Source organism: Gilliamella sp. wkB195, from assembly GCF_001690445.1.
Lineage (GTDB): Bacteria > Pseudomonadota > Gammaproteobacteria > Enterobacterales > Orbaceae > Gilliamella > Gilliamella apicola_E.
The window spans coordinates 99,927-122,569 of the sequence record NZ_LZGP01000037.1; the positions used below are offsets into that span (position 1 = coordinate 99,927).

The 22,643-nt window shown below is 34.4% G+C and carries 21 protein-coding genes; 12 read left to right on the forward strand and 9 right to left on the reverse strand.

Annotated features, from left to right (window positions below):
• Positions 1–50: 50 nt before the first annotated feature.
• From degS to A9G08_RS10380, 7 genes are all read right to left on the reverse strand, one after another.
• Positions 51–1,103: an outer membrane-stress sensor serine endopeptidase DegS gene (gene degS, locus A9G08_RS10350; protein ID WP_065563628.1), complete on the reverse strand. Its 1,053-nt coding sequence runs from the start codon at positions 1,101–1,103 to the stop codon at positions 51–53.
• Between the two features lie 113 nt (positions 1,104–1,216).
• The gene (locus A9G08_RS10355) at positions 1,217–2,590 is read right to left on the reverse strand and encodes a Do family serine endopeptidase (RefSeq protein WP_065563750.1); all 1,374 of its coding nucleotides are present in this window, start codon (positions 2,588–2,590) and stop codon (positions 1,217–1,219) included.
• Positions 2,591–2,668: 78 nt separating this feature from the next.
• Positions 2,669–3,076: a YhcB family protein gene (locus A9G08_RS10360; protein ID WP_065563629.1), complete on the reverse strand. Its 408-nt coding sequence runs from the start codon at positions 3,074–3,076 to the stop codon at positions 2,669–2,671.
• A gap of 48 nt (positions 3,077–3,124) precedes the next feature.
• Positions 3,125–3,586, reverse strand: coding sequence for a DUF721 domain-containing protein (locus A9G08_RS10365; RefSeq protein ID WP_065563630.1), 462 nt, complete (start codon positions 3,584–3,586; stop codon positions 3,125–3,127).
• Between the two features lie 265 nt (positions 3,587–3,851).
• Positions 3,852–5,117 carry an MFS transporter gene (locus A9G08_RS10370; RefSeq protein WP_065563631.1) on the reverse strand — a complete coding sequence of 422 codons (1,266 nt, stop codon included), beginning with the start codon at positions 5,115–5,117 and terminating at the stop codon, positions 3,852–3,854.
• Between the two features lie 35 nt (positions 5,118–5,152).
• Complete coding sequence (gene uxaC / locus A9G08_RS10375; protein ID WP_065563632.1) at positions 5,153–6,559, reverse strand: glucuronate isomerase; 1,407 nt, start codon at positions 6,557–6,559, stop codon at positions 5,153–5,155.
• A gap of 16 nt (positions 6,560–6,575) precedes the next feature.
• Entirely contained in the window at positions 6,576–8,045 is a 1,470-nt protein-coding gene (locus A9G08_RS10380) for a mannitol dehydrogenase family protein (protein ID WP_065563633.1), read from the reverse strand.
• A gap of 278 nt (positions 8,046–8,323) precedes the next feature.
• Here A9G08_RS10380 and A9G08_RS10385 point away from each other — a divergent pair, with 278 nt between their 5' ends.
• The 3 genes from A9G08_RS10385 (at position 8,324) to A9G08_RS10395 (ending at position 11,374) form a co-directional block, all read left to right on the forward strand.
• A complete protein-coding gene (locus A9G08_RS10385; RefSeq protein ID WP_065563634.1) occupies positions 8,324–9,085 on the forward strand; it encodes a GntR family transcriptional regulator in 762 nt (253 codons plus the stop codon).
• Between the two features lie 75 nt (positions 9,086–9,160).
• The gene (gene uxuA, locus A9G08_RS10390; protein ID WP_065563635.1) at positions 9,161–10,342 is read left to right on the forward strand and encodes a mannonate dehydratase; all 1,182 of its coding nucleotides are present in this window, start codon (positions 9,161–9,163) and stop codon (positions 10,340–10,342) included.
• A 582-nt stretch (positions 10,343–10,924) separates the two neighbouring features.
• Positions 10,925–11,374 (forward strand): DUF3597 domain-containing protein, encoded by a 450-nt coding sequence (locus A9G08_RS10395; RefSeq protein ID WP_065563636.1) that lies wholly within the window; start codon positions 10,925–10,927, stop codon positions 11,372–11,374.
• Between the two features lie 92 nt (positions 11,375–11,466).
• Here A9G08_RS10395 and pth read toward each other — a convergent pair whose 3' ends face one another.
• Together pth and A9G08_RS10405 are read right to left on the reverse strand one after the other, a co-directional pair.
• Positions 11,467–12,051, reverse strand: coding sequence for an aminoacyl-tRNA hydrolase (pth, locus tag A9G08_RS10400; RefSeq protein ID WP_065563637.1), 585 nt, complete (start codon positions 12,049–12,051; stop codon positions 11,467–11,469).
• Between the two features lie 72 nt (positions 12,052–12,123).
• Positions 12,124–13,071, reverse strand: a complete 948-nt coding sequence (locus tag A9G08_RS10405; protein WP_141673970.1) for a ribose-phosphate pyrophosphokinase — start codon at positions 13,069–13,071, stop codon at positions 12,124–12,126.
• 261 nt (positions 13,072–13,332) lie between these two features.
• On the opposite strand from A9G08_RS10405, the gene trmB reads away from it, so the two are divergent.
• From trmB to coaD, 9 genes are all read left to right on the forward strand, one after another.
• A complete protein-coding gene (gene trmB / locus A9G08_RS10410; RefSeq protein WP_065563638.1) occupies positions 13,333–14,034 on the forward strand; it encodes a tRNA (guanosine(46)-N7)-methyltransferase TrmB in 702 nt (233 codons plus the stop codon).
• An 18-nt stretch (positions 14,035–14,052) separates the two neighbouring features.
• Positions 14,053–14,778 carry an oxygen-insensitive NADPH nitroreductase gene (nfsA, locus tag A9G08_RS10415; protein WP_065563639.1) on the forward strand — a complete coding sequence of 242 codons (726 nt, stop codon included), beginning with the start codon at positions 14,053–14,055 and terminating at the stop codon, positions 14,776–14,778.
• Positions 14,775–15,935: a histidine-type phosphatase gene (locus tag A9G08_RS10420; RefSeq protein WP_065563640.1), complete on the forward strand. Its 1,161-nt coding sequence runs from the start codon at positions 14,775–14,777 to the stop codon at positions 15,933–15,935. The genes nfsA and A9G08_RS10420 overlap by 4 nt, the downstream gene beginning before the upstream one ends.
• 432 nt (positions 15,936–16,367) lie before the next feature.
• On the forward strand, positions 16,368–17,642 hold the full coding sequence (locus A9G08_RS10425) for an MFS transporter (protein WP_255305755.1): 1,275 nt from the start codon (positions 16,368–16,370) through the stop codon (positions 17,640–17,642).
• A gap of 36 nt (positions 17,643–17,678) precedes the next feature.
• Positions 17,679–18,695, forward strand: a complete 1,017-nt coding sequence (galE, locus tag A9G08_RS10430; protein ID WP_065563641.1) for a UDP-glucose 4-epimerase GalE — start codon at positions 17,679–17,681, stop codon at positions 18,693–18,695.
• A gap of 50 nt (positions 18,696–18,745) precedes the next feature.
• On the forward strand, positions 18,746–19,795 hold the full coding sequence (gene galT, locus A9G08_RS10435) for a galactose-1-phosphate uridylyltransferase (protein WP_065563642.1): 1,050 nt from the start codon (positions 18,746–18,748) through the stop codon (positions 19,793–19,795).
• Entirely contained in the window at positions 19,796–20,953 is a 1,158-nt protein-coding gene (gene galK, locus A9G08_RS10440; protein ID WP_065563643.1) for a galactokinase, read from the forward strand.
• Positions 20,944–21,939, forward strand: coding sequence for a galactose-1-epimerase (gene galM / locus A9G08_RS10445; RefSeq protein WP_065563644.1), 996 nt, complete (start codon positions 20,944–20,946; stop codon positions 21,937–21,939). Before galK ends, galM begins: the two co-directional genes overlap by 10 nt.
• A gap of 214 nt (positions 21,940–22,153) precedes the next feature.
• Entirely contained in the window at positions 22,154–22,642 is a 489-nt protein-coding gene (gene coaD, locus A9G08_RS10450; protein ID WP_065563645.1) for a pantetheine-phosphate adenylyltransferase, read from the forward strand.
• Position 22,643: the final 1 nt, after the last annotated feature.

Genomic DNA, 22,643 nt, shown 5'->3' on the forward strand with positions numbered 1-22,643 from the left:
TGCGAATTATACGTCCTATATGAAAGATAATCAAGTAATAATCGACCAATCTAAACCGGTAATTGCCCGATAGTTACTTGAAGTTCAATCTTTTCTCCATTTCGCAAAACTAATATGGGGACGATTGTTCCTGGTTTCAACTCTGCAATTTGATCCATAGTTTCTACTATGGATTTTACTGGTTTATTATCAACCATAATTAATATATCATTTGCTTCAACGCCGGCCTGTAATGAAGGTCCTTCAGCATTGGTAACTAATATACCTAATACCTTCGGTAAATCACTAGGATTTTGCGTTGGGGCGAATTCTAACCCATCAATGCCAATATAACCTCGAATTACTTTCCCATCTTGAATTAATTTATCCATTATTTTAACGGCTAATGCTGTTGGGATGGCAAAACCAATTCCTTCAGGAACATCATTACCTAGATTTTTAGCAAATGTTAATGTATTAATGCCTACCAACTCACCTTTAGTATTTACTAAAGCTCCACCTGAATTACCATGATTAATTGATGCATCAGTTTGAATAAAGTTTTGTCGACGATATGGGCTTAATCCGTCACGCCCTGTCGCACTAATAATACCTTGGGTAATCGTTTGACCGATGTTGTATGGATTACCAATAGCTAAAACAACATCACCAATTTTGGGGTCTCGTTTAGAATTAATAGGTATGACCGGGATATTAGTTGCCTCTATTTTAAGCACTGCAATATCAACCAACTTATCGGAACCTACAGGTAATGCTTCAAAAATTCGACCATCTTGCAAGGCAACAATAATTTGTTCAGCTCCATCAACAACATGATAATTGGTAATGATATAGCCATACTCACTCATAATTACACCAGAACCTAGCGGTGTAATTGGGCCATCTTGTGATTGTTTTGGAACAGAATTAATCGATCGACTGTAGATATTTACTACTGCTGGAGCAGCAATCTTAACCGCGTCAGAATAACTCATAGGTTCTTCATTAAAAATAGATCTGGAAAAATCTGATTGTGTTCCATTTCTTAAAGAAGGGAAAATAATGAGTAATACTATCGCTAACACACCACCAATTAATATTGGCCAAAGAAACTTTTTAAGCATAATTATTATTATAAAGATGAGAATAGTTGATAGGATTCTATCATATCTAACTGATGGTTAAAATGAAGTTTTCGTCGATGCAAAGCATCGACGATTTTTAGCTATATAATTACTTAGCGTAAGATAAGATATAGACGGCTATCTCCTCGGACAATATTTAAAGCGATTGCAGAAGGATTGCTATCAATCACTTTACGTAGTTCAGAAATACTATTAACTCTAGACTTATTGACCCCTGTGATAAGATCACCTTCTTGTAAACTTAAACGTGAAGCAGGAGAGTTTTTAACAATACTCTCAATTAATACACCTTTTTGTCCTTTTATATCACCATTAACAAGTGTTGCACCTTCAAGTGCTGGATGTAAAGATTTTGCTTCGGTACTGGATGCATCACCGTTTTTCAATTTAACCTCAACAGAAATCTCTTTGCCATCTCGAATCAAACCTAATTTAACTGTACGACCAGCTCCAGTTGTCGCGATTTTTGCGCGTAACTCTGCAAAACTATCAACCGGTTTACCGTCCATAGAAATGATGACATCACCAGATTTAATTCCTGCCTCTTTTGCAGCAGAATCATCTATAACTTCACTAACAAAAGCACCTTTTTGTACTTCAAGGTCAAAAGCTTTAGCAATATCTGATGTTAATTCATTACCTTTTATACCTAAAACACCTCGTTTAACTTCACCATACTCAATAAGTTGAGACGTCAAACTTCTAACCATATTACTAGGTATAGCGAAACCAATTCCTACATTACCCCCACTTGGCGCAATAATAGCAGTGTTTATCCCAACTAGTTCACCATTTAAGTTAACTAAAGCACCACCGGAATTACCTTGGTTAATTGACGCGTCAGTTTGAATGAAATTTTCAAAGCCATCCATACTTAACCCACTACGAGCTAACGCAGAAATGATACCTGAAGTAACAGTTTGACCGATACCGAATGGATTACCAATCGCAACAACGTAATCACCAACTCGCGTTTTATCTGAGTCAGCAAGTTTGATTGAGGTTAATTTTTTTGCATTATCCACTTTTAATAAAGCAATATCACTTTGTGGATCTTTACCAATTAGTTTTGCTTGATATTCATGACCGTCATTTATTACTACCGTAATTTTATCGGCACTATCAATTACATGATTATTGGTAACAATATAACCTTTTTCAGCATCAATAATGACACCAGAACCTAATCCCGAAAAAGGCCTAGATTGACTATCCGGATAGCCGAAAAATCGTCTAAATTCTTCCGGCATATTATTTTGCATTTGAGCAGTACCTTCAACTTTAATACTTACTACCGAAGGTAAAACGGTTTCCAACATTGGTGCCAACGATGGTTGTTGTTGGTTATTATCCGTTGGTAAAAATGGGAATGCCGCATTGGCATTAGATAATGTAGCTAAACTTAAACCTAAACTTAATGCAATTATACTTAATAATTTTTTTGGTTTTCGTAAAGAATGACTCATCATAAAACTCTCTTATTTAAGAAATTTGATATTTAAAACATAAATAGCCTAATAAAACTAAGAAATGTTGAAAATTAATTAAGATTTCACTTCATCATTTTTGAATAATCCTGAAGGATTATCAGAATAGTCTTTAGGCTGCTTTTCAAGTGTTAATTCATTTTTGACACTGATATCATTATTGACAGCTTCTAAATCAATCATAGGCATATCATCAGAAGTTACAAATTGCCCAGAAGTTTCAGCAATATGTTGATATAAGCGACGAAAATCTTTGGCCATATTATCCAATATTTCAGCACTATGAGAAAAATGTTTAACCATCATCTGTTTTTGAGATGCTAATTCTTCTTGGGCTTGTTCCAATTCGCGTTTAACTTTGGCATATTTACGTCCTTTTTGAGAAACAAAATTGATGAAAATTATACCCACAATAAAACCAATTATTAGGCCGATGATAATATAGGTCATCATACTTTTATCCATATTTCACTCCTGTATCTTTTCATTTATTATTTCTAAATATTGTTTAGCTTATTTTGCATGGTTAGCAAGTTTTATCAATTGTTTTTTTAGTTTTTCAGGTGCTTGCTCTGCCAAAGCATTTAAATATATTGCTGTTTGAATCGTAATCACATTATTAATTTTAGCATTCTTATTTGAAAAATTAACTAATTGTGAGTTATTTGTCGCAATAGTGGGATTAATCTTATATTGAATAGAGGATAACGAAGGTAAGATTTTTTGACGTATACCTGAAATCAAATTACTTTGTTCGTATTTTATTCGTGTAAGCCAATTAGCAGAACTGATCTCAAGAATAAGAATACCTTGACGATAATTTGCAACTCTATATTGCTGATTCAACGGTGCTGGAAGCAATTCATCAATAACCTTCGTTAATTGACTCAGTGCTAATGTCCTTTCTTTTATTTGGGATAATAGAGCCCCTTGTGACAAAAGGCTGGTCAACATTTTTGGCTCATTATCACGCATGAATTAGGCTCATCCTTAGTTCTTGCTAAAATTAAAACAAATCTATTTTTAATATAAATAACTCAATACTCAATAATTTACCTGATCTATTCAAAAAAGTCGTGTAAAAAAATAATATTTACACATTATTTGAACTATTAAAAATGAAATAAATAATAAGGCTAATTAAAATAATTATTCAATTTCAAAAAAATAGGTAGAATCAAAAATTTTGATCCTACCTATGTTAGCTATTATTAATTATTTGTTAGTTATCTAGTTATGATTAATTAGTGGTACTTTGATTAACTTGGTTCTCGCGAATAAATGTCCAAAGCACAATTGCACCGATTACATCAAAGAAAGCTAATGCAATAAAGAAAGGACCAAAACCAATTATGCCTACAAATGCACCAATGAAAAGGTTAAATATTAATTGACCTGTCCAAGCACAAGCACCGGCCATCCCAACTGCTGTAGCAACCTGATTTTTCTTAAATAAATCGCCGCCTAAAGTTGATGCAACAGTAGATAACAATTGATGTGAAAAACCACCAAGGCTGATTAAAAATACCGCTAAGTATGGGTTTTCAACAATACTAACAAAACCAATGGTCATCATTAACACAGCGCCGATGGTAAAGGTGATCAATCTTGAATTGATTAATGATATTCCACGGTCATTAAAAAACTTCGCAACAAAACCACTTGCTAAACAGCCTAGATCAGCCATCAAAAACGGTAGCCAAACAAACATAGCAATTTCTTTTAAACTAAAGTGTAATGTTTCAACGAAGAAAATTGGCACCCAAAAATTGATTGTCCCCCAAGCTGGATCTGCAAGAAAACGTGCAATACCAATACCCCAGAAATTACGCTGAGTAAGGATCGTTTTTAAAGATACTTTTTCTTTATCATTGTCTAAATATTTTTCTTGACCTGCTTCAATATATTCTCTTTCTTCAGGAGACAATATTTTTGAATCTTTAGGGTCACGATAAAAAATAAACCAAGCAAGAGCAGCAATTAATGCTAACGAACCAGAAACAACGAAAGCAAATTCCCAACCTTGGAATAAAATACACCAAGCGATTAGAGGGGGAGCTAACATAGCACCAAAAGATGTCCCCATATTAAACACACCTGATGCGATCCCTCTTTCTTTTGCAGGGAACCATATAGAGGCAGTTTTTATTCCTGCTGGGATAGCTGATGCTTCACTAAAGCCCATTACACCGCGCATGAAAGCTAAACCTTGCCATGTACCTGTCAATGCATGACCCATGGTTGCTAATCCCCAAATTACCGCACAGATAGCAAACCCAAGTCTTAGACCTATAGTATCAATAAAAAAGCCCATGATAGGTTGACCTATCGTATACGCTAACTGGAATGCGCTAACAATCCAAGAATATTGCTCTTTAGTAATACCTGTGGTTTCTAAAATTGTCGGCGCGGCAACTCCTAATGCCGTTCGATCAAGATAATTGATTATTGTAATAGCACAGACAAGTAAAATCATGTACCACCGAAATTTTGGAATTGTTCTCATTTTATTTCCTTCATCTTATTTATTGTTGATTCGTGTTATTTAGAAAAATAATGATTTGCATTGTTAAAACAAATATTTCTAATCATGTTGCCAACTAAGTCAAAATCTTCAGGAATTTCTCCATTTTCCATCCAATTCCCCACCATATTACAAAGAATTCGTCTAAAATATTCATGTCTTGTAAATGATAAAAAACTACGGGAATCAGTTAACATACCGACAAATTGACTTAATAATCCCATTTGAGAAAGTTGCATTATCTGACGTTCCATTCCATCTTTTTGGTCATTGAACCACCAGCCTGAACCAAATTGAATTTTTCCTGCAATATTTGAACCTTGAAAGTTACCAGCCATAGTCGCTAAGACCTCATTATCACGAGGGTTTAGACAATATAAAATAGTTTTAGGCAGTTCATCAGTTAAGTCCAAAATACCTAATAATGAAGAAAGTGGTTCAGCAATGGGGCTATCGCCAATCGAGTCAAACCCAGCATCAGGACCAAGTATTTTAAACATTCGTTGATTATTATTACGCAAAGCTCCTAAATGTAATTGCATAACCCAATTTCGTTTATGATATTGCTTACCTAACCAAACAAGTACTGCTGTACTAAATTGTGCAATTTCCAGTTCAGAAAGGGACTGATTAGCAAGACGTTTTACTATTATTTGATCAAGCTGTTTTTCCGAAGGAATATCAGCATAACGGAGAATTTCGATGCCATGATCTGCAGCTTCACAACCATGTTGTTCAAAATGATCTAATCGTTTGGTTAACGCACAAAGTAATTTTTCAAAACTATTAATTTCAATATCAGTTACTTTTCCTAATTCAACAATATAATCAACAAAGCCTGTTAGTTCTATTTTAAAAACTCTGTCTGGTCGCCAACTTGGTCTTACTTTAGTATTAAATGAAGCATCTAAAGCGATTTGTTTGTGATATTCAAGTGAATCAATAGGGTCATCAGTTGTTCCTACTGCTTTGACATTCATTTGTGTCAAAATACCTCTGGTTGAAAATTCAGCAGTCGCTAATTTATCATTAGCCTCAGACCAAATTTTGTCAGCTGTTTTTTCGTTAAGAAGAATATTTTTTATACCAAATGGTCTTTTTAACTCTAGATGAGTCCAATGGTAAATCGGGTTTCCAAGCGTTAAAGGAACAACTTTTGCCCAAGTAAGATATTTTTCATAGTCAGATGCATCACCTGTGATATATTTTTCATCAATTCCAGCTGTCCGTAACACTCGCCATTTGTAATGATCACCAGCTAACCAAATTTCAGCTAAATTACGGAAATTTTTATTTTCAGCGATATCTTTTGGTGGTAAATGGCAATGATAATCGTATATAGGTTGATCTTCAGCGTAATCAAAATAAAGCTTTTGTGCCGCATCAGTTTGTAACAAAAAGTTATCATCTAAGAATTTTTTCATTGTTTTTCTTTCCAATTTATAAAGCTAAATCCTTAATAGTCTGTTTGGCACCTTTTTTCATTAAAGAAAGATAATGCTCTGCTATTTTTTCTCTGAATAATGAATTGGCTGGTAAATCTGATCCAAAAACAGCTTCTAAACTTAATAACGAGTTAACTCTTTCTACCCCATCATCACTCTCAGCAACAAGTTTTTTCAACTCATCAACCATTGGATCGCGAATATCGATTACTTGTTTATGGTCATCAATACCACCAACATATCGCATCCAACCAGCTACCCCTAAAGCTAGTAATGAAAAATCAGAATTATGTTTAATATGCCAACGGATAGAATCAAGTATGCGTTGCGGTAGTTTTTGTGTACCATCCATAGCGATTTGCCATGTTCTATGTTTTAGGGATGGGTTACTAAATCTTTCAATAAGTTTTTCAGCATATTGTTGTAAATTAACATGCGGTGGAACATTTAAGGTTGGTGCTTGCTGTTGCATCATTAACGATAAAGTCGCTTTTTTATAATTTTCGTCATTCATACAATCATTAATGTGCTCATAACCAGCTAAATAACCTAAATAGGCTAAAAATGAATGGCTACCATTTAGCATTCGAAGTTTCATTTCTTCATATGGCACTACATTATCAACAAATTCAGCACCAGCTTCGTTCCAATTAGGTCGTGAAGTGACAAAATTATCTTCAATAACCCATTGAATAAATGGCTCACAAGCAATACCACACGGATCATACATTCCACCTAATACATCTTGAATTTCTTCTAAGGTTTCAGATGTTGCAGCAGGAACAATACGGTCAACCATTGTACAAGGGAAAGTTGTATTACTTTCAATCCATTTAGCAAGCTCTGGATCGCGAGCATTTGCTAAATCTAAAATAGCTTTCCTCAAAACTAAACCATTTTCTGGCATGTTATCGCATGATAAGGCCGTAAATGATTTCAATCCTCTTTGCATTCTTCTATATAAAGCTTCAACAATAACACCTGGTGCTGACATAGGTTTACTTGGAGAAGCTAAATCTGCTTTGATTAATTCATTATTCAAATCCAAACCAGTCCCACCAGGCAACATACAGTAACCTTTTTCAGTTACCGTTAATGAAACAATTTCGACAATAGGATCAGCCATTTTTTCTAAAATTGTTTCAATACCGTCTGTTGGTGCTAGTAATGATTCTTTTACACTTCCAATAATATAGGCTTGTTTAGATGTCGCGCCTTTTTCAAGCACTGTATATAGATGATCTTGTTTTCTAATATCATTGATTAACTCTTCACCACCAACAATATTTACCTCACAGATAGCCCAATCACTATTACCTTTATTCAATAAACGATCAGTAAATAGTGCCTGATGTGCTCTGTGAAATGCACCAAAACCTATATGTACAATACGAGCGGTCATTTTCTCCCTATTGTATAAAGGTTTATTTTTGATTGATTGTGGTATTTCTAATAAATTCAACATTTTATACACCGTAATTAACTAACTGCAATATTTATTGGTTAGACATATTTTCATTTGTTGACAAAATTTTCATCTTTATTTTTCAATTTTTGTGATTCACGTCACATTTTTTGGTTTATTTTATAGGGATGTTTGCTAAAATCTTTATAATGGCCGACAATATTGGTAAACCAATTTAAAGATGTAATGGATTTCTTTTATTATTAACTTAGAGGAGTTTAATAATTAGCGTATAATCATCTTCGATAAACTTAATAGTATTCTGAGGATTATAGATTATGCCAAGAGGCAAACGACTCTATCAAGAAATTGGTAATGAGTTAAAATTGTTATTAAAAAGTGGAACTTTTAAAATTGGTGACCGTCTACCACCAGAAAGAGATATTGCTGAGACCTTTGATGTTAGCAGAACGGTAGTTCGAGAAGCATTAATTATGTTAGAGCTTGAAAAATTAGTTGAAGTAAAAAAAGGCTCTGGTGTTTATGTAATTAGTTTACCAAGCGAGTTCTTGTCTGAAAAAGACAGGGAAATAGAAGAAGAGGATTTTGGTCCTTTTGAATTATTACAAGCGAGACAATTAATTGAAAGTAATATTGCCGCTTTTGCTGCCTCACAAATTGTAAAAGCTGATATTGTAGAGTTAAGAGCTATATTAGAACAAGAACGTCAAATTTTAGAACAAGATGTACTTGATGACTATAGTGCTGATGAAATGTTTCATATTGCAATAGCTCGAGCCACAAAGAACTCAATACTTGAGCGGTTATTAGAAGATCTATGGACAAAACGTTCATCAAGTAAAATGTGGGACCAACTACAAAGTAGAATAACCGATCATAGTTATCGAAAAAAATGGTTATATGATCATGAAAAAATTCTACAGGCATTACAGTTGAAAGATGCAATGGCTGCACGCCATGCTATGTGGCAGCACTTAGAAAATGTTAAACAAACATTAATGACTGTTTCTGACAGTGAAGATCCAAATTTTGATGGTTATTTATTTGACTCTATACCGGTCACTATCGTTAACCAATAGAAACAAATATGCATTGTTTATGGATCTTCATTTTAGAATAATTTTGTAAATGAAGTATCTTTGAGGAGAATTTAAATGGAACAAACAATGCGTTGGTTTGGACCTAACGACCCTGTATCATTGGACGATATTAGACAATCAGGGGCAACAGGAATTGTTACAGCTTTACATCATATTCCCAATGGTGAAATCTGGACAATCGACGAAATTAAAAAACGAAAAAAAATGATTGAAGACAAAGGTCTAACTTGGTCAGTTGTTGAAAGTATTCCTGTTCACGAAGAAATTAAAACCCATTCTGGCAACGTTGAACAACATATTGCCAATTATCAACAATCAATTCGTAATTTAGCCGCTTGTGGTATTGATACTGTTTGTTACAATTTTATGCCAGTATTAGACTGGACTCGCACCGATCTAGGTTATGAATTATCAGACGGTTCAAGAGCTCTACGTTTCGATCAAATTGCTTTTGCTGCATTTGATATTCATATTTTAAAACGACCTAATGCCGAAAAAGATTATTCACAGGAAGATCAGATTTCAGCAAAAAAATATTTTGAAAATATGACGCAAACCGATAAAGATAAACTTGTTGGAAATATTATTGCTGGGTTACCAGGTGCCGAAGAAGGTTACTCACTAGATCAATTTCGAGCGCATCTTGCAACATATGACGGTATTGATAAAGCTAAATTACGTGAGAATTATGCTTATTTCTTGAAAGCTATCGTTCCAGTTGCCGAAGAAGTTGGCGTTGTTCTGACCGTTCATCCTGATGATCCTCCTAGACCTATTTTAGGTTTACCACGCATTGTTTCAACTATTGAAGATATGCAGTGGATAAAAGAAACAGTTGATAGCATTCATAACGGATTCTGCTTCTGTACTGGTTCTTATGGCGTTCGTAGCGATAATGATTTAGTTACAATGGCTGAAAAATTTGCTGATAGAGTTCACTTTATTCATTTGCGCGCAACAGTTCGTGAAGATAATCCATTATCTTTCCACGAAGGTGATCACTTAGCAGGTGATGTTGATATGTATGGCGTAATTAAAGTGCTTATTGCTGAAGAAGAACGACGTAAAAAAGCTGGAATCAAACGTTTAATACCAGTTCGTCCTGATCATGGTCACCAAATGCTTGACGATCTTAAAAAGAAAACCAATCCAGGTTATTCTGCAATAGGACGCTTAAGAGGTTTGGCAGAAATTCGCGGCGTTGAATATGCGATTAGACGTGCATTTTTTGAATAAAGACTAATCGCCTTTGACTAGAAAAGCCCATAATATTGGGCTTTTTTAATTTGAACATAAAAATAGCGTGATATACACGCTATTGTTCTTATATAGTTAGAATGTCTTTATTTAAAATCATGATTTTAAATATTTATTATCGATATTTTTTATTTAAAGCAACACCAAAAAGATAGCCGAATAAGCACTGCTTAAAAAACATCATATTAAAGAAAGAAATTTTACTGTCTATCCAATTATTTATTCAAATAAAATATAACCAATAATTGGTGAACCAAATACTACTATTATTTTTAGTCGCTGTATTGAGTTATTTATTGAATTTGTGATGTATATCACAATACTTTCTCAAATTGGTATAATAAGTTTTTTGATTGTCGATAGCTTTAATTAATTTGAAAATATGAGCTATTGAATAAAAATATATTTCTAAAACCCTAATAGTATTATTACAAAAAATGCTATTGGTTCATTGTTGCTTTGACACAATTTATATTTAACAGCTATACTTTAGGGGATATTTTCTACATCTATATCGTTAAGCAGTTTTTTAATAAGCAGTTTAAACATAAGGGGTGTAAAATGGGTATCTTAAATAATATTTTTTCTAAAATATTTCCAAGCGCACAAGCCGCTGTAGGTCATGCAAAAGATGCAGTGAAAGAGCAAGTTGATAAAATCACTGACACCGTTAAAGGCAACACATCAAGTAACAACACAAATAGTAATACTGAACAAAATCAACAAAATACATCAGAAAATAAAAACCCAATTTCTGAAATCGATGTGATGTCAATTTTAGATAATTTAGCTAAAAAATTTCCTGAAAAACTTAACTGGAAGACATCAATTGTTGATTTATTGAAATTATTAGGTATTGATAACAGTTTAGATGCACGTAAAAAATTAGCAACTGAACTTAATTATACCGGTAGTACAGACGATACAGCAGCAATGAATACATGGTTGATTAAAGAAGTTATGAAGAAAATTGCTGAAAAAGGTGGTAACGTTACTCACTTATTTTCTTAGTCTGGAATGAATACGTGATTTGTCATCCACCTGTTAATCAGGTGGATTTTTTTTAATTTAGTTGAATACAGAAAATATTAATCTTAGCAAATTTAAGCTTTGAATGAATGCAAACGATTCATTGCACTTTCTACTCCATCTTTCAGTAAGATATCTGTGCAATATACTGATTCATCGATTGCTTTATCAATTAAATCTTGTTCTGGTTTAGATGGTTTATTTAATACATAACCAACGACTTTATTCTTATCACCAGGGTGTCCAATACCAATTCTTAACCGATAAAAATTCAAATTATTGCCAAGTTTATTTGCAATATCTTTCAATCCATTATGACCGCCATGACTACCACCAAATTTTAATTTAGCAATACCTGGATTAAGATCTAACTCATCATGAGCAACTAATATCTCATCGGGCTGAATTTGATAAAAAGAAGCCATTGCTTGAACAGCTTTACCACTTAAATTCATAAAGGTAGTTGGTACTAACAAACGGACATCATGACCATGAATATTAATCCGTGAGCTATATCCAAAAAATTTAGGATCAATTTTTAGCGGTTGGTTATAACGTTCAGCAAGAAGATCTACATACCAAGCTCCTGCATTATGGCGAGTTGCAGCATATTCGTTACCTGGATTAGCTAAACCTACAATAAGTTTAATTGTTGTCATAATAGTCTGTCGTCAATTATTATTAGCAAAAAAGCCCCTAGAAGGGGCATTTATCTAATTCAGAAAAAAAGATTATTGATGGAACATTGCTGAAATTGATTCTTCGTTACTAATACGTCGAATTGCTTCAGCAAGCATACCTGATAATGTAAGTTGGCGTACATTTTTCAATGCTTTCACTTCTGCTGTTAATGGAATTGTGTCACAAACTACAATTTCATCAATGGCAGAATCTTTAATGTTAGTTACCGCTTTTCCTGAGAAAATAGGGTGAGTTGCATAAGCGAAAACACGTTTTGCACCACGAGCTTTCAATGCATCAGCCGCTTTACAAAGTGTTCCGGCAGTATCAATCATATCATCAACTAAAATACAATCTCTGTCGGCTACATCACCAATAATATTCATCACTTCTGCTTCATTTGCACGTTGACGACGTTTATCAATAATGGCCATGTCAGTATCATTTAAAAGTTTTGCAATTGCACGTGCACGAACAACACCACCAATATCTGGTGATACCACGATTGGGCGTTCAAAATCACGTTGTAACATATCTTCTAAAATTACAGGGCTACCAAATACGTTATCAACAGGTACATCAAAAAAGCCTTGAATTTGTTCAGCATGAAGATCAACCGTTAAAACCCTATCTACACCAACAGTTGATAAAAAGTCTGCAACAACTTTAGCTGTAATAGGTACACGGGCTGAACGCACTCGACGATCTTGTCTTGCATAACCAAAATAAGGAATAACAGCAGTAATACGACCGGCAGATGCTCGACGCATCGCATCAATCATCACTAATAATTCCATTAAATTGTCATTTGTAGGCGCACAAGTTGATTGGATAATAAAAACATCTTCACCACGGACATTTTCATTAATTTGGACATTGACTTCACCATCACTAAAACGGCTAACAATAATATCACCAAGAGAAGTATAAAGACGATTAGCTATACGTTTTGCTAGTTCGGGTGTGGCGTTACCAGCAAAAAGCTTCATATCAGGCACGAGAAATCCTCAAGCATGTAATCATGATTACATAAAACGTAATCGGTTAAATCGGAGTGATAATTATATAATCATTTACAGATCATCCTCAACTAGATTATAAAAAATTATTACAAATATTTTATATCTATCACAATAATATATAGAAATATAAGTTAATATGATGTTTTTTTGAAGTAGATTAAAAATCGGTTAAAATACTGTACCACAAAGGTGAATAATTACCTTGATAAATCATTTAATACTAACAGCAGACACACAATGAGTGAACAATTAAAAACGAATAATCAAGAGACAGAATCTAAACGAACAATACGTAGTTTTGTATTGAGACAAGGCCGCTTAACTAAAGGGCAGCAACAGGCTTTAACTCATTTATGGCCTATATATGGCATTGAATATAATGCACACTCACAAATCACTTTCGAAAATGACAAACCGCTGCTTCTAGAAATCGGTTTCGGTATGGGTGCATCATTGATTGAGATGGCAAAATCCTCGCCAGACAAAAATTTTATAGGTATTGAAGTCCATCGACCTGGCGTAGGCGCTTGCTTAATGGCAATCGAAGAAAATAAATTAACCAATTTAAAAGTAATGTGTCATGATGCAGTTGAAGTATTAGAAAATATGATACCTAATGAATCATTAGATAAAGTTCAAATTTTCTTCCCTGACCCTTGGCATAAAGCAAGGCACAATAAACGCAGAATTATTCAACCTGAATTTGTTAAATTAATTCATGAAAAATTAAAAGTTAATGGTGTATTACATTTAGCTACTGACTGGCAACATTATGCTGAGCATATGCTTGAAGTATTAAGTCAAGCTGATGGGTTTAAAAATTTATCTACAACAAATGACTATATCCCGAGACCTGATGACAGACCTATTACCAAATTTGAAAAACGTGGGCAAAATCTAGGGCATGGTGTTTGGGATTTGCAATTTATAAAAAAATAATGGTGCCTAGGAGCCAATATGCAAAATGAAACAATCGATTTAATTTGTCAGCGCCGCTCAATTCGGTCTTACAAATCAACACCACTGACTAATGAACAGTTGGAATCAATTTTTCAAGCGGCACAATCGGCTCCGAGCTCTAATTTTCTACAATGCACCACAATTATCCGAATTACAGACAGCGATAATCGTTCAAAGCTAGCACATTATTCAGGAGAGCAAAGTTATATTAATCAAGCTTCTGAATTTTGGGTATTCTGTGCCGATTTTAATCGCCACTTTCAAATTGATTCAACTATTCCACTTGAAAAAGCTGAGCAGCTTTTAGTTGGCTGTATCGATACGGCACTTATGGCGCAAAACGCCGTTATTGCAGCACAGTCATTAGGTTTAGGGACAGTTTTCATTGGTGGATTACGCAATAATATTTCGAAAGTTACCGAATTACTAGCATTACCTAAATATGTCCTTCCTTTATTTGGGCTTTGTATCGGTCATCCTGATCAAAATCCAGAAATAAAACCAAGATTACCGAAAGAATTAGTGTTTTTTGAAAATAACTATCAACCAATAGATGATCAACTATTAGCAAAATACGATACTCAAATGAGTGAATACTATAGTCATCGACAGACAAATCAAAAAGCAAGTGGTTGGAGTGATAAAATTGCTGAAACAATTATCAAAGGGCAAAGAGATTTCATTTTAACTTATTTGCATGAACAAGGATGGATAACTAAATGAACAACACTCAATATCAGTTAGACAAAGTCGTTATACTAAGTCGCCATGGCATACGTACTCCATTAGAAAACACGATAGCGTTCTTAGAAAAATCAAGCCCTTTTAAATGGCCAATTTGGGATCATACTTATGGTTATCTAACAACACGAGGGGCCGTTTTAGAAACGTTTTTTGGACATTATCTATCACAATGGCTAGAGCAACGAAATATTAAGCTCTCACCAGAGAATCCTGATATATATGTTTATGCAAATAGCCTTCAAAGAACAGTATCTACGGCTCAATTCTTAGTTGGCGGTGCTTATGCTGGTTATGACATACCTGTTCATCACAAATATACCATCGAAAAAATGGATCCTATTTTTGATCCAAGTGTACAAGATGACACCCCAGAAATTAAACAAAAAGTCTTAAAAGATATTAATGATGCAGACAAAGCAGCATCAATTTTCAAAAATTTAGCGCCGGCTTATCAAATCGTGTCGGATATATTAGATTATAAAAATTCGCAATTATATTCTGAACTTAAATGTGATTTTGCTGATATTCCTTATGAGCTTCATTTTGTGAAAAATGAAGAACCCGAATTACATGGACCATTAGCAATTGGAATTTGTGCCGTTGATGCTTTTTTATTACAGTATTACTCTGCATTTCCTAAAGAACAAATTGCTTGGGGAAGAATAACCAGCCAAGAACAATGGCAACAAATAATACAAATTCGTAACCACTATATTAACTTAGTTTTTCACTCTAAAACGATTGCACGAAGTATTAGTAAATTATTAATCAATAAGATAGATGATTTAATACACAGTCAATCTCATAAAGTCAATTTATTGGTTGGTCATGATAGTACTATTGCTGCACTGCTCGGTGCTTTGGATTTTGCTGAATATCAACTGCCTAATCAATTTGAAAATACACCAATTGGCGGAATGGTTATATTTCAACGTTACCGCCATCTACCATCCGGTGAATACTTCTTCAAAACTGAATATGTCTACCAAAGTTTTGATCAGCTATATACTGGTGAAGCTATTGATATTAATAATCCACCACAACATTATCAACTTAAGTTGCTTAATGCAGAACAAAACAGTGATGGATTCTACCTATGGCAACATTTTGAAAATAGGCTAAAAGAGTTTCAATAAAATTCAGATTAGATTGCCGATATGACTTTAAGTTTAAAATCATTAGGCAATCTATAAATATCAGACACATTTAAAATTGTTATTTTAATTTCGTCTCAAAATGTAATCGATACCACAAAATAGATAATAATTTTCATAAGTATCTATTAATTGTATAAAATTCATTACCTAAAACTTATTTAAAATACTATGAATTACTATTTCAATTAGGCACATATTGAATTTTGATATAACTTATTTGGATGTTATTTAACTTACCCAAAATAATTTAATAAAAATGTAATCGATTTCACAAAATGTTAACTAGATCACTTTTTTTGCATTTTTTTAATGTTATTATCCTGAGCAATTTATAGCTTTTAGTTTATTTCTTACATAAACGATTTCTGAATGATTAGGTAATCATTTAAAGCTTAGCAAAGGAAATTCACTATGAATCAGAAAATTAAATCTGCAATGCATAACAAAAATTATTGGGTATTTAGCCTCTACTTTTTTCTTTATTTTTTCATTATGGGAGCTTACTTTCCATTTTTCCCAGTTTGGTTAAAAATGATAGGTTTAGATCAAGCGGATACTGGATATGTTTTCTCATTTATCTCATTATTTGCACTATTCTTTCAGCCGTTATTTGGGTTGATATCCGATAAGTTAGGTTTAAGAAAACACCTTCTTTGGATTATCACCTTCCTTTTAGTTTTATTTGGACCATTCTTTATATTTATATTAGGTCCTTTACTTAAACTAAATGTTACTCTAGGGGCTACTGCAGGCGGCTTATATCTTGGTATGGTCTTTAGTGGTGGTGCTCCGGCAATAGAAGCATTGGTTGAAAAAATCAGTAGACGCAGTGGATTTGAATTTGGTCGTTGCCGTATGTTTGGTTGCTTCGGCTGGGCGATTTGTGCTTCATTTGTTGGAATCATGATTTCTAAGGATATTAATGCTGTTTTTTGGTTATGTTCTGGCTTTGCCTTAGTGTTACTTATTTTAGTCAAAATAGCTGATCCAGCTAAAACAGCAACCACAGATGTTGTCGACCAAATGGGACTAAATAAACCTGAACCATTTAATTTAAAACTTGCGGTTAATTTACTTAAAATGCCTAAAACTTGGTATTTTATGCTCTACATTATTGGTGTGGCTTGTACTTATGATGTATTTGATCAGCAATTTGCTAACTTCTTCACCTCATTTTTCTCAAGTGAACAAGTTGGTCGTGAAGCATTTGGCTACGTCACAACACTGGGTGAATTTTTAAATGCGACTGTAATGTTTTTTGCTCCAATTATTGTCATGAAAATCGGAAGTAAAAATACTTTACTCGTTGCTGGTGCAATTATGTCAATTCGTATTACAGGTTCAGCATTTGCTAGTAGCGCAGTTGAAGTTATTATTTTAAAAACCTTACATATGTTCGAAGCACCTTTATTGTTAGTTGGTGCATTTAAATATATTACAAAACATTTCCCAATTCGATTATCAGCAACTGTTTACTTAATTGCTTTTTGTTTTGCAAAACAATTATCTATAATGTTTATGTCCACCTTTGCTGGTTTAATGTATGTTAAAATTGGATTTGAAGGGGCATATTTAGTGCTTGGCTTAATAGCATTAAGTTTTACACTTATTTCTGCTTTCACCTTATCAGGACGTGGACCTTTGGATCTTTTCAAAAAGAAAAGCAACGTTGGAAATGAAGAATAGTTAAATAATAACAATTCAAAAAATTAAGGTATCAAAATGAAAATATTAGTAACAGGTGGTTGTGGGTATATAGGCAGTCACACTTGTGTTCAATTAATTCTTGCTGGCTATACTCCTATTATTATTGATAATTTATTTAATAGTAAAGCCTCAGTATTAGAAAGAATAAAAACCATCACAGGAAAATCAGTCGATTTCTATCATGGTGATGTTTGTGATGGAAATTTGCTTGCAAGAATTTTTAAAGAACACGATATTAAAGCTGTTATTCATTTTGCAGGATTGAAAGCCGTTGGTGAATCAGTATATAAACCACTTGAATACTATGAAAATAATGTTTATGGCAGTATTGTTTTAATGAAAGCAATGCGTGATGCTGGCGTTAAACAATTAGTCTTTAGTTCTTCAGCTACCGTATATGGTGAGCTAGCGCCAGTGCCTTACGTCGAAACATTACCACAAGGTTTACCAACTAGTCCGTATGGAAAAAGTAAGCTTATGGTTGAACAATGTATGATGGATTTAGCTATTGCTGAACCTGATTGGTCCTTAACTTTACTGCGATATTTCAATCCTGTAGGTGCTCATCCTAGCGGTTTAATGGGAGAAGATCCGCTTGGCGTGCCCAATAATCTGATGCCTTTCATTACCCAAGTTGCGATAGGTAAACGAGAATCGCTATCTGTATTTGGTAATGATTACCCAACAGTTGATGGCACATGTGTGCGTGACTTTATTCACGTTGTGGATTTAGCAGATGGTCATATTGCAGCACTTAAAACTGATAGAAATAAAGCTGGAGTTCATATCTATAATTTAGGTTCTGGTGTAGGCTTCAGTGTACTGCAAGTGATTAAAGCCTTTGAAAAGGCATCAGGAAAATCACTTAATTGGCATTTCGCACCAAGGCGAGCCGGTGATCTACCTGCATTTTGGGCTGACGCTAAAAAAGCTGAACAACAATTAGGTTGGAAAACAAAGTTAACCCTTGATGATATGGTAAAAGATTCATGGAATTGGCAATCAAAGAATCCGCAAGGTTATCCTGATTAAAGTAATGTTTACACCAAAATCGCAGTAAAACTATAATTAAAGAGGCAAATATGGATATTTTTAACCCAGTTGATCATCCTCATCGCCGATATAACCCATTGACCGCACAATGGGTGTTAGTTTCGCCCCACAGAGCAAAACGCCCTTGGCAAGGTCAACAAGAAACCTTAAATGAAGAACAGAAACCCCATTATGATCCTAATTGTTATTTATGTCCGGGCAATAAACGTGTCACTGGCGATATAAATCCTAACTACACTGGAACGTACGTTTTCACGAATGATTTTGCTGCATTAATGGAAGATACGCCTAATTCACCCGATAGTAACGATCCTCTATTTCAAATCCAAAGTGCCAGAGGAACAAGCCGAGTTATCTGTTTTTCACCAGATCACAGTAAAACTCTACCTGAACTTGATTTACCTGCAATTGAAACGGTGATAAAAACTTGGATCACCCAGCAACAAGAGCTAGGAAAAAAGTACCCTTGGGTACAAGTTTTTGAAAACAAAGGGGCAGCAATGGGCTGTTCAAACCCTCATCCGCACGGACAAGTTTGGGCTAATAGTTTTATCCCTAATGAAATAGCGCGAGAAGATCTCAATATGCGCAACTATTTTCAAAAAAATGGACGAAATTTATTAGTAGACTATGTAGAAAAAGAGTTGACCAATAAAGAACGCATTGTGGTAGAAACAGAACATTGGTTAGCAGTCGTTCCTTTTTGGGCTATATGGCCATTTGAAACCCTACTATTGCCAAAGAAACATATTGCTAGATTAACAATGCTTAACCAATCTGAGCAAAAAGATTTGGCCTTAGCATTAAAAAAACTGACCTGTCATTATGATAATTTATTCAATTGCTCTTTCCCCTACTCTATGGGATGGCATGGTGCACCGTTTGTGGAAGGAAATACTGATTATTGGCAAGTACACGCCCATTTTTATCCTCCGCTATTACGTTCAGCTACCGTAAAAAAATTCATGGTAGGTTATGAAATGTTAGCTGAAGTGCAAAGAGATTTAACGCCAGAGCAAGCAGCCGAAAGACTGCGCAACGTTAGTGATGTGCATTATAAAGATAAGAAGGATAAATAAATGAAAGCATTAATCAATAAAACCGCGCAAGCATTTGAGGATCAATTTGGTTATAAACCCGATACCATTGTACAAGCACCGGGCAGAGTAAACTTGATAGGCGAGCACACAGATTACAATGATGGTTTTGTATTACCTTGTGCCATCAATTATGAAACTGTAATTAGCTGTCACAAACGTTCTGACAACTTAGTTAGGGTAATAGCGGTTGATTATAATAATGAACAGGATCAATTTTTACTTAATCCTTCAATTGAAAAACATCCAAATTACCAATGGGCGAATTATGTCCGAGGTGTAATTCAATATATCGTAAAATATTCAGAAGATATTAGAGGTGTTGATTTAGCTATCAGTGGTAACGTGCCACAAGGTGCAGGATTAAGTTCATCCGCTTCACTTGAAGTTGCAATTGGTAAAATGTTTCAGGTGCTTTACGATCTACCTTTTGATGGCAAAAAAATAGCCTTAATCGGTCAAGAGGCAGAAAACAAATATGTTGGGTGCAACTGTGGCATAATGGATCAATTAATATCCGCGCTTGGCCAAGCACAACATGCTTTATTAATTGATTGCCGATCATTAGAAGCATTACCTATTTCTATCCCCAAAGATCTAGCAGTTGTAATCATTAATTCCAACATTAAACGTGGATTAGTTGATAGCGAATATAATACTCGTCGTAAGCAATGCGAAGCCGCAGCCAAAGCGCTAGGTGTAAATGCCCTTCGTGATGCATCATTGGTTGATTTACTACAGATCAAATCCTCACTCGATCCGCTAGTATTTAAACGTGCTCATCATGTCATTACCGAAAATGAACGTACACTTAAAGCCGCTTATGCGCTTGCTAATGAAGATTATCCATTACTCTCAAAATTAATGGCTGAAAGCCACAATTCGATGCGCGATGATTTTGAAATCACAGTAACTGCAATAGACTACCTGGTTAAAATTATACAAGACGTTATTGGAAATGAAGGTGGGGTACGGATGACTGGTGGTGGTTTTGGTGGTTGTGTTGTTGCCTTAGTTCCTAAGAACAAAGTTGATGAGGTAAAAGATGTGGTTAACCAAAACTATCATAAGAAATTTAATATTAAGGAAGATTTTTATATCTGTCAGCCAAGTGAAGGGGCTCATAAATTATGTCTGTAAAACAAATTATCACCCTTAAAAATAGCCAAGGCATGAAAATTAAATTGTCCAATTGGGGCGCAACTTGGCTTTCTTGTACCATGCAAGTTGAAGGAAAAAACCGAGAACTAATACTTGGTTGCCAATCATTCGAACAATACGAACAACAAGATGCATATTTAGGTGCTACTGTTGGACGATATGCCAATCGCATTGCAAATGCTGAAATAGATATAGCAGGAAAACATTATCAGCTTATTGCCAATCAAGGCGTTAATCAGTTACATGGTGGCAAATCAGGCTTTGATAAAAAAATATGGAAAATTGAATCACAATCGGAACAACAAGTTACATTTGGATTAATTTCTCCAGATGGTGACCAAGGCTTTCCTGGCGAACTTAAAGTTACCGCTAGTTATACATTAACTGACGATAATCAAGTCATCGTCGAATATAATGCGAGCACAACCAAATGTACGCCAGTTAACTTAACTAACCATGCCTATTTTAATTTAGATGGTGAAACTAATGATATACTTGCACACAGTTTAAAAGTAAATGCTAACTATTACTTACCTGTCGATGCCAATGGTATTCCATGCAATGATTTGCTTGATGTTACTCAAGACGATATGGATTTAAGACAGTTACGAGTTCTATCCGATAATTTGCTAACTAGCCCAGCACGAAAAATCACAGGCGGTTATGACCACGCTTACTTATTAGATAAATCAAAACCAGTTGCAGCTCAACTTGTATCATCAGACAAAAAAGTGACAATGGACGTAACAACGTCTTATCCTGCCCTACAAGTCTATACTGGTAACTTTTTAGCCAACACACCAAATCGTCACAATGGTAAATATGCTAATTTTGCAGGAGTAGCATTAGAAGCTCAGTTTTTACCCGATAGCCCTCATCATCTAACATGGCCACAACCAAGCTGCTTCTTAGAACCGGGACAAACTTACCATCACCAAATTACCTATCAGTTTTTTATAAGCTGATAAATTTCTCTTTTTATTATTGATGAAAAATAAATAACTTCATCAATAATAAAAATTCAACAAGTTTAACCATACCTCAAATAGATTTATGATAATAAAAAAAGTTGAGGAACGGGGTTTTTGAACATAAAAAACGAAGATTTTGTACGGTTAAACTAACAATCCAAGTCAAAATTAGGTATGATATTCTCCTATTCGCTAATGGATAAGATAAATGAAAAGTAAAAATCTCACGGCTATTTTTCCGGGAACATTCGATCCAATTACTAATGGTCACATTGATCTGATTACCCGTGCATCCCAACTTTTTCCTCGTTTGATTGTCGCAATAGCGGAAAGCCCTAATAAAAAAACGCTATTTACTTTAGAAGAAAGAGTTAACTTAGCCTCAACACCAGTGGAACATTTACTGAATGTTGAAGTGATTGGCTTTGATAATCTTATGGCTGACTTTGCCCAGAAACACGGAGCAACAGTTATTGTTAGAGGTGTGAGAACAACTCTTGATTTTGAATATGAAAGACAACTTGCAGAAATGAATCGAGCATTAAAACCAGATTTAGACACCATCTTTTTAATGCCTTCAATTGCAATGGGATTTATTTCATCTACCATCGTTAAAGACGTTGCTTACCATGGTGGTGATATATCCAATTTAGTCCCCTTGCATGTTAAAACAGAGTTATTGAAACGGTTAACATAAT

What these genes read in the sequence shown, in the direction of transcription:
- degS (WP_065563628.1), bottom strand. Translation starts at nt 1,103, where the DNA reads ATGCTTAAAAAGTTTCTTTGGCCAATATTAATTGGTGGTGTGTTAGCG.
- pth (WP_065563637.1), bottom strand. Translation starts at nt 12,051, where the DNA reads ATGACAACAATTAAACTTATTGTAGGTTTAGCTAATCCAGGTAACGAA.
- uxaC (WP_065563632.1), bottom strand. Translation starts at nt 6,559, where the DNA reads ATGAAAAAATTCTTAGATGATAACTTTTTGTTACAAACTGATGCGGCA.
- A9G08_RS10370 (WP_065563631.1), bottom strand. Translation starts at nt 5,117, where the DNA reads ATGAGAACAATTCCAAAATTTCGGTGGTACATGATTTTACTTGTCTGT.
- A9G08_RS10395 (WP_065563636.1), top strand. Translation starts at nt 10,925, where the DNA reads ATGGGTATCTTAAATAATATTTTTTCTAAAATATTTCCAAGCGCACAA.
- galM (WP_065563644.1), top strand. Translation starts at nt 20,944, where the DNA reads ATGTCTGTAAAACAAATTATCACCCTTAAAAATAGCCAAGGCATGAAA.
- uxuA (WP_065563635.1), top strand. Translation starts at nt 9,161, where the DNA reads ATGGAACAAACAATGCGTTGGTTTGGACCTAACGACCCTGTATCATTG.
- A9G08_RS10365 (WP_065563630.1), bottom strand. Translation starts at nt 3,586, where the DNA reads ATGCGTGATAATGAGCCAAAAATGTTGACCAGCCTTTTGTCACAAGGG.
- coaD (WP_065563645.1), top strand. Translation starts at nt 22,154, where the DNA reads ATGAAAAGTAAAAATCTCACGGCTATTTTTCCGGGAACATTCGATCCA.
- A9G08_RS10425 (WP_255305755.1), top strand. Translation starts at nt 16,368, where the DNA reads ATGAATCAGAAAATTAAATCTGCAATGCATAACAAAAATTATTGGGTA.
- trmB (WP_065563638.1), top strand. Translation starts at nt 13,333, where the DNA reads ATGAGTGAACAATTAAAAACGAATAATCAAGAGACAGAATCTAAACGA.
- A9G08_RS10380 (WP_065563633.1), bottom strand. Translation starts at nt 8,045, where the DNA reads ATGTTGAATTTATTAGAAATACCACAATCAATCAAAAATAAACCTTTA.
- A9G08_RS10420 (WP_065563640.1), top strand. Translation starts at nt 14,775, where the DNA reads ATGAACAACACTCAATATCAGTTAGACAAAGTCGTTATACTAAGTCGC.
- galT (WP_065563642.1), top strand. Translation starts at nt 18,746, where the DNA reads ATGGATATTTTTAACCCAGTTGATCATCCTCATCGCCGATATAACCCA.
- nfsA (WP_065563639.1), top strand. Translation starts at nt 14,053, where the DNA reads ATGCAAAATGAAACAATCGATTTAATTTGTCAGCGCCGCTCAATTCGG.
- galE (WP_065563641.1), top strand. Translation starts at nt 17,679, where the DNA reads ATGAAAATATTAGTAACAGGTGGTTGTGGGTATATAGGCAGTCACACT.
- galK (WP_065563643.1), top strand. Translation starts at nt 19,796, where the DNA reads ATGAAAGCATTAATCAATAAAACCGCGCAAGCATTTGAGGATCAATTT.
- A9G08_RS10360 (WP_065563629.1), bottom strand. Translation starts at nt 3,076, where the DNA reads ATGGATAAAAGTATGATGACCTATATTATCATCGGCCTAATAATTGGT.
- A9G08_RS10385 (WP_065563634.1), top strand. Translation starts at nt 8,324, where the DNA reads ATGCCAAGAGGCAAACGACTCTATCAAGAAATTGGTAATGAGTTAAAA.
- A9G08_RS10355 (WP_065563750.1), bottom strand. Translation starts at nt 2,590, where the DNA reads ATGAGTCATTCTTTACGAAAACCAAAAAAATTATTAAGTATAATTGCA.